Source organism: Wukongibacter baidiensis, from assembly GCF_050888315.1.
GTDB lineage: Bacteria > Bacillota > Clostridia > Peptostreptococcales > Caminicellaceae > Wukongibacter > Wukongibacter baidiensis.
Genome location: NZ_CP138202.1, coordinates 1,452,351 through 1,464,665 on the forward strand (window position 1 = coordinate 1,452,351; position 12,315 = coordinate 1,464,665).

General features: G+C 32.4%; 14 protein-coding genes. 1 reads left to right on the plus strand and 13 read right to left on the minus strand.

Features of this window, described 5'->3' with window-relative positions; all coding sequences use genetic code 11:
* Nucleotides 1-4: 4 nt before the first annotated feature.
* The 13 genes from R9X47_RS06785 to R9X47_RS06845 form a co-directional block, all read right to left on the minus strand.
* Nucleotides 5-1,135, minus strand: coding sequence for a glycosyltransferase (locus R9X47_RS06785; RefSeq protein WP_432665988.1), 1,131 nt, complete (start codon nt 1,133-1,135; stop codon nt 5-7).
* A 26-nt stretch (nt 1,136-1,161) separates the two neighbouring features.
* Complete coding sequence (locus tag R9X47_RS06790) at nt 1,162-2,487, minus strand: O-antigen ligase family protein (RefSeq protein ID WP_432665989.1); 1,326 nt, start codon at nt 2,485-2,487, stop codon at nt 1,162-1,164.
* 95 nt (nt 2,488-2,582) lie between these two features.
* Nucleotides 2,583-3,110: a hypothetical protein gene (locus R9X47_RS06795; protein ID WP_432665990.1), complete on the minus strand. Its 528-nt coding sequence runs from the start codon at nt 3,108-3,110 to the stop codon at nt 2,583-2,585.
* Nucleotides 3,111-3,160: 50 nt separating this feature from the next.
* The gene (locus R9X47_RS06800) at nt 3,161-3,643 is read right to left on the minus strand and encodes a DUF4330 domain-containing protein (RefSeq protein ID WP_432665991.1); all 483 of its coding nucleotides are present in this window, start codon (nt 3,641-3,643) and stop codon (nt 3,161-3,163) included.
* Between the two features lie 82 nt (nt 3,644-3,725).
* Nucleotides 3,726-4,313 carry a hypothetical protein gene (locus R9X47_RS06805; protein ID WP_432665992.1) on the minus strand — a complete coding sequence of 196 codons (588 nt, stop codon included), beginning with the start codon at nt 4,311-4,313 and terminating at the stop codon, nt 3,726-3,728.
* A gap of 336 nt (nt 4,314-4,649) precedes the next feature.
* A complete protein-coding gene (locus R9X47_RS06810) occupies nt 4,650-5,000 on the minus strand; it encodes a type II toxin-antitoxin system PemK/MazF family toxin (protein WP_432665993.1) in 351 nt (116 codons plus the stop codon).
* A gap of 1 nt (nt 5,001) precedes the next feature.
* Nucleotides 5,002-5,280: a CopG family ribbon-helix-helix protein gene (locus R9X47_RS06815; protein WP_432665994.1), complete on the minus strand. Its 279-nt coding sequence runs from the start codon at nt 5,278-5,280 to the stop codon at nt 5,002-5,004.
* Nucleotides 5,281-5,516: 236 nt separating this feature from the next.
* Nucleotides 5,517-6,692: an alanine racemase gene (gene alr, locus R9X47_RS06820; protein WP_432665995.1), complete on the minus strand. Its 1,176-nt coding sequence runs from the start codon at nt 6,690-6,692 to the stop codon at nt 5,517-5,519.
* A gap of 16 nt (nt 6,693-6,708) precedes the next feature.
* On the minus strand, nt 6,709-7,338 hold the full coding sequence (locus R9X47_RS06825) for a LolA family protein (RefSeq protein WP_432665996.1): 630 nt from the start codon (nt 7,336-7,338) through the stop codon (nt 6,709-6,711).
* A gap of 126 nt (nt 7,339-7,464) precedes the next feature.
* Nucleotides 7,465-7,911: a CBS domain-containing protein gene (locus R9X47_RS06830; protein WP_432665997.1), complete on the minus strand. Its 447-nt coding sequence runs from the start codon at nt 7,909-7,911 to the stop codon at nt 7,465-7,467.
* Nucleotides 7,912-7,965: 54 nt separating this feature from the next.
* Entirely contained in the window at nt 7,966-9,513 is a 1,548-nt protein-coding gene (locus R9X47_RS06835) for an NAD(P)H-hydrate dehydratase (RefSeq protein ID WP_432665998.1), read from the minus strand.
* A 93-nt stretch (nt 9,514-9,606) separates the two neighbouring features.
* A complete protein-coding gene (gene acpS / locus R9X47_RS06840) occupies nt 9,607-9,972 on the minus strand; it encodes a holo-ACP synthase (protein WP_432665999.1) in 366 nt (121 codons plus the stop codon).
* Between the two features lie 92 nt (nt 9,973-10,064).
* Nucleotides 10,065-10,667: a hypothetical protein gene (locus R9X47_RS06845; RefSeq protein WP_432666000.1), complete on the minus strand. Its 603-nt coding sequence runs from the start codon at nt 10,665-10,667 to the stop codon at nt 10,065-10,067.
* A gap of 486 nt (nt 10,668-11,153) precedes the next feature.
* Between R9X47_RS06845 and splB the strand changes: the two genes are divergently transcribed.
* A complete protein-coding gene (gene splB, locus R9X47_RS06850) occupies nt 11,154-12,179 on the plus strand; it encodes a spore photoproduct lyase (protein WP_432666001.1) in 1,026 nt (341 codons plus the stop codon).
* Nucleotides 12,180-12,315: the final 136 nt, after the last annotated feature.

Below are 12,315 nucleotides of genomic sequence, written 5' to 3' on the forward strand. Positions count from 1 at the left end.
CTTCTTACACTCCCTTTACCAATTTATTATATATATCTACAGTACTTTTCACCATTGTTTGAATTGAAAATTGATTCATAACAACCTCTCTACCAAGCTTGCCCAACTCAACTCTTAACTTTTTGCTTTCCGGCTGACATAAGCATAAAATCTCTTCTTTAAGTTTCTCTATATTTATTTCATCATTTGAAGTTCTACCTGTAAAGTTATTACTGATAGCATCTCTCATGTTTTTTTCAGTTAATACTCCCATATACCCCTCTCCGCCTGCTAATATCACGGGCTTTTCTGATGCCATAGCCTCCAGAGCAGTCCTAGCCACACAAACAGTCACATCAGCCAAGGACAGTATTTCTGGAATATCTGTACGCTTTCCAAGTATATGAACAACCTTTTTATCATGTTCAGAGTTTACATTTTCAGCTGCTTCTCGGACCCTCTTAAAGTCTTCGTCATCGCCATCACCAACAACAATAAACTCTATCTCTTCATTTTCTTTAAAAATTTCATTTCCTGCTTCAATAACCAGCTTGGCTAGTTCTGCCAATGGACCTGAAATTCTACTTATGTATATTACCTTTAAGGTGTCTTCGCCAAGTACTAATTCATTTTTCAAATCAACACTGTCTTCCCTTGGAGAAAATTTCATAGTATCTATACCATTTGGTATTATAGTAATCTTTTCTTCTTTAACATTAAAATTATTCATTAAATGATCTTTAATGTCTTCGCTTATGCAAATAACTTCTTTTCCCCAAAAAGAAGTATATTTGTAAATCAAAGAAGCATCGAACTTTGCATGGGCAGTAGTCATAAAAGGAATACCCTTTAACTTTGATACAATTTTACTATTTAATGCCGGTATCCTTCCATGGGCATGTATAAGATCAATCTTTTTCTCATCTATGATACGAGTTAAAACCTTCATAGACTCAGTAAGACTTTTAATATCCTTCTTGTTTAGTGGTGCTTCATAGTGACATATCTCATCTGCAAGTAGTTCCTGAACATAAATGCCTCCTGCAGAAATAACAATTGGGTTATGTCCTATTTTTTTCAATCCCTTTGCCAATTCTATTACATGTGTTTCTGCGCCTCCAATATCCATAGTCATTGAAGCTAATAAAACATTCATTTCTATCATCCTCTTTGATTTATTCTTTAGCTTGCTTCATTATATAGATTATACATACATAGATTCATAGCAATGATAAACCAGAATACAAGTAAAATTTTAGGGTTGTATAGTACATGTTCTGCTAGCCCATTCACTAATATTCCACTTAAGGAAGCTAAATAGGCGGCAGAAAAATACTTAACAAATTTACTTTTAGTATTGATAACTGATCTAACTCCCATTCTGAATATGGATAGGATCAATAGTAAAAATAGAACTAACCCTATAACTCCAAGTTCAATGGCTATTTGTAAATAGGTGTTGTGGGTATGATAAGGATCCATAGCAGTTCTTATATAGAACGGAGAAATTTCACGGAATGTCATGTATCCTATTCCAATTCCCGAGTACCAATAGTCCTTTAAAATATCTATAGCCATATTCCATAGGTTAACTCTATAATAGTTCGAACTATCCTGTAAACTTCCAATTGTGCCAATTCTCTGCAGTATCGAATCTGGTAAAACGAATAGCGAACCAATACCTGCTGGTATCAGAAGTATTATTTTCTTAAAATCAATCAAGAAAATAAATACTACAATGGCAAATACTAATCCAAGCCAACTACCCCTCGAATATGTAACACCATCACAAATCAAAATCAAAAATGATGTTACACCGAAAAAAGCTTTCTTTATGTGATTGTCACTATGGAAGAATAGCGCCATAGATACTGGAAATATCATAATTAAATATTCTGCTAATATGTTTGGGTTTTCAAAAACTGAATAAACCCTTATTTTTACATCTGGATTTTGTGACATATCAACCCATCCGCTTCCCATAGGTGCACCGGCAAAGAATTGATAAATACCATAAACAGAAACAATAGCAGCTGTAACTGTAAGAAATACATTTATTAAATATATGTCCTTATGGCTTTTCTTACTATGAATTAACACAAATAGTACTCCAATGGCTACTGAATGAATAGTAAAATCTCTAAAACTTCCATTCGGGGAAATTGAAAGGAATGTATTAGATACTATTGAAATAGTAAACAAAAGAAGCAATAAGTTTGCCGGGGTAAATCGAAACTCGAAATGACCTTCTCTTATAAAGTTTATACCATAAGAAAAAATTACAACAATCCCCATTATCAAAGCACTCATATCAGAAAGAAATGGAATGCTTAGTATGTATACTGCCATAGCATATACGGGCTTTTTAGTAACCAGTCCAAGGGCCACTAAAGCTACAACAATCTTTATAGTTTGCAAAACTCCAAAGTAGTAGGATAAAGCTCCCACCACTATACCTGCAGCAAGTCCAAACCATTTATATTTTGAATTAGCCTTTCCTTCATTCACAGATATCACTCCTAAGCCAAGAACAAAGTAGATTAATATCCCTTTGTCAGTTCAATGTCCTAAGCTTTAAATTTTAAGTCACCCTAATTAAGCTTCTATATATGAAAAATACAGTCAAAAATTCTCTTTATCAAACTATTCTTATATATTCTATCAATATCAATAAAATATATATTAATTGCTAAAATAATTATTGCAATACTAATATAAATTTGCAGCAAATAAAAGCTTCTATTAATTATGTTAAGTAGATTATAGGATAATACTCCTCCAACAATCATTAAAGAAACTAACTTTCCCACAACTCCAATCCTATTGCTTTTATTTATAGTCCGTTTTTTTAAAACAAAACTTCCCTGTACACCTTTTCTGTAAAAAGGATTTAGAAATGATACAATTTTTTGTAATAGGCTTTCGCTTCTCCCTATTAGGGAATGCTTAATATAATTTCTAGAATTTCGATTCTCATTTACAAATAATCTATATATAAAGCTGTTAACGAAAAAGCTTCTCATTGTGTTTGAGATACTATTAGTCATTTTGCTAGTTACGCTAAAATTATAATACCTCTTAATAAATTCAAATATTTTTTTGAACAATCTCACAATAATACTATGCTGCACAATATCAACTCCTAAATTAGACACTATTGAATTATAGCTGGAATTCAGCACTAATATTTTATATCCGAAACTTTACAGGTAAATACATATAGATTTGATTTCAATCTTATCTCAGAGCCAATATATATAGGTTTTGTAGCCACCAAAAATCCTTTATCATCAATTATTGCCATTGATTCAATCCTTATTTCGCCATCAAATGATCCTGGAATTTCTTTATATTCTACGGTACCATCTTTATTGACAACAAGCTCTTTATGAACCTTTATATTTTTACCTACAACCTTACCAAACTGAGTTCCTCTAACTGAATCAAATAAAATATCTCCTTCTTCAATTGCATCTACAAGTCCCTTTTTTTCTTCTTCAATTTCTATAGAAACACTTATTTGTTGTTGGTCTTCTGTTGAAACATTACGTACATTGCCAAATTTATATACACCGCCGGCTATTAAAGCTACTATTAATAATATCAGAGCTAAATCAATAACATTTATTTTTCCAAACAGCTTTCCTTTAGAATCGATAAGCATTATATTTTTCCTCCTTGTGTGTGGGGTAGTTAGCAAAAGCGACCAAAGTCGCTTTTAGTCTTACATCATTTTTTATGTATATTTACTTAATAGTATATTCACCCTTTATCATAACATATGAATCGGTTGTTGATCTCATACCTCTTCCATCATTTCTAGGTATAAGTATTAAATGATTAAGAGGTACCTCTTCATCTGACTGAAGATCTTTACCAATTGTCAGGTCTGATAATCCACCTTGTTTGCTAGCAATAACGGTTGATTTACCAGAGCGCCAGATCACTTCAGCACTTTCACCAAGATACACGGATTTTCCCTCTTCTATAAAAACAACTTTAAACTTTCCAGCTGTTCCTGACTCTGTAACATTTGAACTATTTTGATTTGGGCTCAAGTTATCAACTTTTGTTTTCAGTTCTTGAAGCTGAGAATTTATACTGTCTATCTTTGTATCGACCTCTGGTGTCCCATTGCCTAAGGTCTCTATATTTTGATTTATGTAATATTTCAATTGTTCTAATCTTTTTTCAACATAGCTAAGGGTTACTATCGGGTCTTCCTCAGAACCTGGCTCCATGAATACAGCTCCACTAACTATTGAGATACTTCCTATTAACGCAGCTGTAGTAAAGGCTATAACTAAGGACCTACTAAATCTTTTCTTCTTCATGACTCTCCTCCTGAGTGTAACCCAGATTATTCATAGAAAACTCAAAACTCTACTGCGTCCTTTTGTTTCTACGACATTCATCAAAAAATAGGCGTATTGCCCGAGTGTGCCTTCGAACTTGATAAACATCTTAGAAATCAAAATTACTTGCATATTTTCAAACTTTCTCTGAATAATCTGGATATAATATTCATTTACGTCCATTTACATTTTAACATAAATACTTTAAATAAATATACTCCAAATTTTATTTTTAGAAATTATTAATAATTTGGTAAAAAATTCGCAAAAAAATAATAAACCCCTTATCAATCTTAACAATAAAGGGCTTGTATCTTATATTTCAGTAAGTCCTAGACTTATCTTTAATCCTTCATTAACTTTACTCATAATTTCATCATCAAGCTTGCAGATTTTTTCTATAAACCTTCTCTTATCTATGGTCCTAACTTGTTCAAGGAGAATGACAGAGTCCTTAGGCAGTCCATATTTTTTTCCATCTATCTCAATATGGGTAGGAAGCTTTGCCTTATTGATCTGTGAAGTTATCGCTGCGACTATTACGGTAGGACTGTATTTATTTCCAATATCATTTTGAATAATAAGTACTGGTCTTACTCCTCCTTGTTCTGAGCCAATAACAGGACTGAGATCTGCATAAAATATGTCGCCTCTTCTAATAATCAATCTACTCACACTCCGCAGCAAGTTCAGCCTCATATTTTTCAAGACAGCTTAAATCAACATCCATTCCCATTTCTGCATAAACTAAATTTATAGCTGCCATATCTTTGTACCCTTTTTTCATGGTTTCTCTCATCTCCATTCTTTTTCTCTCCCTTAAATAGGCTTTCATGGCCTCTCTGATAAATTCACTTCTGTTTCTTTTTTCTAATTTTACTATGTAGTCGACTTCTTCAAGTAGTGAATCTGGAACACAGACCATTATTCGCTTTGTTTCGGCCATTTTGCACCTCCAAGGGAATTAATAAAAATGAACAGAAATAATTTTTCTTGCAGTATTCATAGATAACAACATTATATATCATTTAATATAAGTGTGTCAATCTACCTATAATTTTATTCAAATTTGTCCAATTTAGTTGATTTTCTCACGTCTTAACATTCTTTCACAGCTCTAATTTACAGCTATTTTTACATACATTTAATATTCTAATACTACTTATATAAGGCACTTTTTCATTACAATTTCATGATATAATCACATATATTCACTACATTACCATCTTTTACGTATACTCTCGGAACCCTTTTACTTATCATACAGACTATTTCATAGTTGATTGTATCTATGCTATCGGCAACTTCATCAATGGTTATGCTATTTTTGCCATCGGTTCCAAATAATATAACTTCATCACCTGTCATTACATCTAATCCAGTAACATCAATCATGCATTGATCCATGCATATTCTTCCAGCAATCGGAACTATTTCTCCTTTTACTATTGCATTTGCCTTTCCGCTTAACAGTCTCGTATATCCATCTGCATATCCAATTGGTAAGGTTGCAATCTTAGATTTTTTATCAGTTTTATACTTTAAACCATAGCTAATTCCAGTTCCTTCTTCTACTTCCTTAACATGTGAAACTCTTGCTCTTAATGACATAACTTCCTTTAGCTTTACTCTTTCATGATCTACTTCATTTGATGGATACAGCCCATAAAGCATTATGCCTGCTCTTACCATATTATAATTCAAATCTGGTAAGTCTATTGTAGCTGCACTGTTTGATACATGCTTTATAGGTATTTCTATATCAGCCTTCTGCAATTCACTACAAAGGATTTCGAATTTCTTACTTTGATTATATGTAAATTCCTTATCTGTTTCATCAGCTACTGCAAAATGAGTAAATATACCTTCAATAGAAAGGTTAGGAAGCTTATTTATATTTTTAATAATTTCTACTGTCTCTTCGTCTGGTTTCATACCCAGTCTACTCATGCCAGTATCTACTTTAATATGAACCTTCACTTCTTTATCCAGCTCAACAGCCTTATTCGAAAATGCTACAGCTTGATCATATGTATAAATAGTTTGAATAATATTATGTTCAATAACTAAGCTTGCACTCTCATTTGGCGTATATCCCAATATAAGTACAGGTATATCCTTATAGTTCTTCTTTAACTGGATAGCCTCAGACAAAGTCGCTACTGCAAGCCTATCAGCCCCATTTTCAAGTAATGTTTCTGCTATTTGTACTGAACCATGTCCATATCCATCTGCCTTAATTACTGCAGTAATTAGTGTTCCATCCTTTACAACCCTCTTAACCTCTCTGATATTATGAGCAAGATTATCTAGGTTAATCTCTGCCCATACAGGTCTTAATTCTTTCATCCTTTGCATGTTAACCCTCCAATAATTAAATATGTCCTTTGATAGAAAATATATTGTTATCTATCTTCTCGTTAAATTTGAAGTCAATGTATTTTACTTCTATTCTTATTTTATCATCTTTATCAAATACTTGAAGCCTGTAGGGATAATATTTTTTGATATCAAACCACAACTTCTCTTTGCTAAAATAAGGATGGTTTCCTGGAATATCAGTTTGAAGCAATATATAATCTTCATTTTCAACAGTGTCCCTATCAAGTATTGTATTTTCAGTACTTAAAAAGTTATTTAAAAAGTACCCCAAAAAAATCTTATGCTCAACAGAGGTTTTAAAGTCTTCCATAAGCCATTCTTGCCCTATTCTAGGATGACATATCCATGCCCTTTTACCATTATAAATAGTTATTTTCCCCTTCACATCTTCAGGCCCTTGTATCTCTATCCTATACTTATCAGGAGATTTAAACCACTGCTTAGCCGTATAAGTTTCGGCGTTCTTATTTCCATATACAGTCACTTCTGCAGTACATGTGTATGTATCAAGAGATACTATTTGCTTTTGCGCCTTATAGAATATTTCTTCATCGGTTTTTTCTCCACATCCTGCGAGTAGTAAAATCATCAAAAGAGTTATTATCCATGATTTACGCCTCAAATTTACCTCCTCCACCAAAGAATGTATTCAATATTTTTTTACTAATTCCTTTTATTAAATTTAACATATTATTGAACAAAATTGTTATATCCTATCCTAATCCTTCATCTAATTTTACGTAGTAATCTAATAAATATGTCTTAGAATATTGCTTCTAGTTATAATTCCTACCAGCTTATTTTCTTCGTTAACTACTGGAACCCTATTTATTTTCTTGTCTAATAGTATATTAACTACTTCTTGTACCTCTGTATCTTCCTTTACAGCAACTACATCCTTGTTCATGACATCCTTAACTCTATAGGCGGTCATTTTCTTAATTTCCTTTTCGAGCTTCTTAAAACTCTCTAAGAATACAATACCGTCTAATACTGGAATAAATGCGGGTAGGTGTAAGCTCTTTTCAGGATAGATTAAATCTGCTTCACTTACAATCCCAACTACATTACCTTTTTCATCAACTACAGGTACGCCACTTATTTCATTTTCAAGTAAAATTTTAACAAGATCCTCCACCTTATCTTCCGCTTTAACCGAAATAACATCATTATTCATAATATCTTTAGCTTTCATAGGTACTCTCCTTTCATATGTCGTTAGCTAGTTGAAATATTTTTTTATGTATATTTATCCCTTTACAATATTTTTTATTGTATAGGGAAGTTCTTCAACTATATCCCCTGCTAAGAGGCCATATTCGCCTTTTTCACTGGCAACCTTATCTCCAGTCATACCATGTAGATATACTGCAGTTACAGCTGCCTTCAGAGGCTCTAATCCTTGAGCTACGAGACCAGTTATGATACCAGTAAGCACATCTCCACTTCCTGCAGTTGCCATGCCAGGATTTCCACTTACATTAATAAATACTTTTCCATCGGGTGAAGTAACGATAGTACTTGCCCCCTTTAAAACAACTATTACATTCCATTTCTGAGAAAAGTCCTTTGCTACCTTAATCAAATTATTCTTTATTTCTTCAATAGGTATTTTCGTTAACCTTTCCATTTCTCCTAGGTGTGGAGTAATAATTATTTTTGACTTCTTTTCCGAAAGCCATTCAATATTTTTTGATAAAGCATTCAGTCCATCGGCATCTATTACTATAGGTACATCTACATCTATTAATATACGCTTTATTATTTCTGAAAGTTCAGCTGTACTTCCACATCCAGGTCCAATAGTTAACACATTGGCCGTTTTTGTGTCTTCAATTATCTTTTCTATATGGTTTATTCCTATTACACCCTTTCTCATTTCTTGCAAAGGGACCGTAATAGCTTCTGGAATACCGGCTTTAACTATGTAGTTCAAACTCTCACCAATATATAGTCTAAGTAATCCTAATCCCGTTCTAAGTGCTGACTTACATGTTAAAATAGCTGCTCCAGCCATTCCTGTGGAACCTGCAATAACATTTGCTTTGCCATAACTTCCTTTATGTGTATCTTTTCTTCTAGATGGTAAATTATTCTTGATAAGCCTTAAATCTATTAAATTGTGATTTAATTCTACATTTTTAATAATCTCATTTGGTATTCCTATGTCCTTTATAAGTAGTTCTCCATTATATTCTGCGCCAGGATAAATTAAATTACCACACTTCGGTAGGCCAAATGTTATTGTTTTATTAGCTTTTATGGCTACATTATAAACCTTCCCATCATTTCCGCCTATTCCAGAAGGAATGTCAACAGCTATGATATGCTTACCATACTCATTTATTATATTTATTACCCTTTCAGGTATCCCTCCAACCTCATTATTAAGCCCTGTTCCAAATAATGAGTCCACAACTATAGGATAATCTATGATATTTTCTTTTAATTTCATGAGATCTTCATCATTAACTATTTCTTCTATATTAACCCCTAGGTTATTGATTATTTTATAATTTATTAATGCATCTCCTCCAATCCCCGACTTCTCTCCTAACACGAAAACTTTTAGGTCATAGCCTTTATCATAAAGGTGTCTAGCTAATACATAACCATCACCACCATTATTGCCTCTACCACAAACTATTGTCAGCTTTGAATCTATTCCAAATTCATTAATTATTTCCTCGGCTACGACTCTACCTGCATTCTCCATAAGCACAACCCCAGGTATCCCGTATTTCTCTATAGCAGTTTTATCAATTTTTTTCATTTCATCACTTAAAGCAACTTTCATAGTCTCACCACCTTGAAATTACTGTGTAAATGGTTATATGTCAACAAAAAAGTTATTCTAGTCTGCATTTAGGTTTAACAAATCCCTACTTAATCATATACCTATTGCCTGAGCTACTGCGTACTGTTTGCAATGAGATATTGATAATTCAATCTTAGATATTTCTTTTTTCTCAGCTATTTCTTTAGCCTTCCCACTTAAAATCGCCATTGGTTTCCCAAGTTCATCTCTAACAATTTCTATATCTGTCCACTTGAATCCTCTTATTCCTGTTCCTAAAGTCTTTGAAATAGCCTCTTTAGCTGCAAAAGTACCTGCAATAGTATATATATTATTGTTTATAGTATTAAAGTACTTTATTTCATTATTTGAGAAAATTCTTTCTGTAAATTTTTTATTCTCTATCGCCTTACTTATTCTTTCTATCTCAATAATATCTATTCCTGTTCCTTTAATCATCTAATATCACCTCTCACATATAAATTATACCCAAATAATTGCATAGAAAAAACCCCCCATACTCAGTTTATAAATATTGGAGGCTCACACTTTTATGTATTAAAAAATTCTCTGTCTAACTTATCTGTTTCCTCATGTCCTAGCGTCCCATGAAGATATACGTAAAGATCATTTATTCTTTTTTCCTTAGTAAATTTTTCTTCCCACATCTTACCTAAGACTTTTCTAAGTTTTTGAATCTCTATATCAAGATGACCTACCCGTTCTTTTCCCTCTATAATGTCTTCATAGGATTCATATACGGTCTCCTTAAGCAGCTCAAAATTTATATCATATATTTCCTTGGGCAGCATTTCCAGCCTAAACTGCAACTCATCTATCTTATCATTAACCTCAAGTATTCTTTGCTTTGTATTTTCCAGCTTTATTAGAGCTGTGCTATTATCATTTGAGTTTGCCTCATCTGAAAGCTTCAAAACTTTATTCATTAAAACCTTCTTTTGCTTATTGGCATCCTTTAACTGTCTCATAGATTCTTTTTCTTCATGAATTAATTCCTCTAATTTCTTAGCTAAGCTTTTCATGTTCTTCGTTTGATTTTCCTTATAGAGGCTCTGCCATGCATTATCCTTAATTAGAATGGGAATTTTTTTCCTTTTAATAATTTTTTCGTCAAGGTCTATTTGTCTTGCCATAACTAGTATCTCTCCTATATTTTTAGTTACAGGTTTTCACTCATAATCTTAATAATTTATATGGATTTTCTTCTGAATAACCTGGGATGAATGATATTATCTTTTAATCTGGGTTTAAATATAACGATACCATCCAATAATTAAATTGCAATAGTTCTAAACTCACAAACTGTATCATCAATATTTCATTAAACCTACTCATAAATATATTCGTCAAAGACTTTTTATATCTTTAGCTCTTTCTAGAATATTTTCAAATATAAGCCCAAGTTATTCATTAAAATTTGGGGCTTATTAAAATATTAAACCCTCTCAATGTATATATCAAGAATTTTTGCAGAAATTACTACAGAGACCTAAGAAAATATGCATAGAGATTCCAGTAAATGCTTTAACTTATACACATCAAAACTCCATAGAAGCATCAAATATTCGATATGTTTAAGTTAAGTTTCACTAGTAACTCTATATAAAAGGAGTTTTTTTATGAAGCTTTGGATGCCAGATAGAGCATACTTCGAACCGTCGGCACTAGAATATCCTGTAGGTAAAAAAATATTTGGTTTCTGTGAGGAAAATAATATTGAAATATTAAAGACAACATCCCACAATCAGGTTAGAGGTATACCAGGCAGTAATGAGAAATCAAAGTTCGCAAATGCAAAGAAGACCCTAGTGGTGGGAACTAAGAAAAGCCTTAAACTCGATGTATGTAAACCTTCTGCCCATTATCAATTCTCATTAATGACAAATTGCCCTGGTAATTGTGAATACTGCTATCTTTTCTCAACCCAAGGTAAAAAACCATATGTAAGGGTCTATGCCAATACTGATGAGATATTTAAAACAATAGAAAAATATATCGAGGAAAGGCTTCCTGAAGTTACTGTCTTTGAAGCCGCTAGTACCGGTGATCCCTTAGGTGTAGAACACATTACAGGAACCCTAAAGGACACTATCGAGTTTTTTGGAACCCTTGATAAAGGAAGATTAAGGGCAGTTACAAAATTCGCTAATGTTGATCCTATATTAGACGCAGAACATAATGGCCATACAAGATTTAGGTTTTCTATTAACTCTAGTTATGTAATAAGTAGTTTTGAACATAACACTGATAGTCTCGAAGACCGTCTAAAAGCTGCTGAAAAACTGGGAAGAGCAAATTATCCCTTGGGTTTTATTATTGCTCCAATAATTCGTTATGAAAATTGGAAAAAAGAGTATCGTTCTCTTATTGAAAATCTTCATAGTCATATAAATTTTGCCGAGAATGAAGATATAAGCTTTGAACTTATCCAGCACAGATTTACAAGTAATGCTAAAAATATTATCCTTGAAAGATTCCCTAATACTAAACTTGAAATGGACGAATCAATGAGAAAGAAAAAGTACGGGAAATACGGGAGAATGAAATATGTATATAAAAAAGAAGAAGCATTAGAAATTAAAGATTTCATTTCTAATTTAATAGCAAAGTATTTTCCCAATGCAAGAATTGAGTATTTTACATAGAACAAAGACACTGAATGTCTATTGATTAAATGCGAAGTGCATTAGAATTTGAAACATAGATTCTTTTAACCATTCAGCACTTCGCACACTTTTGTATCTAATAATGAGTATTATTATTCTATCCAGGCCTAATTGT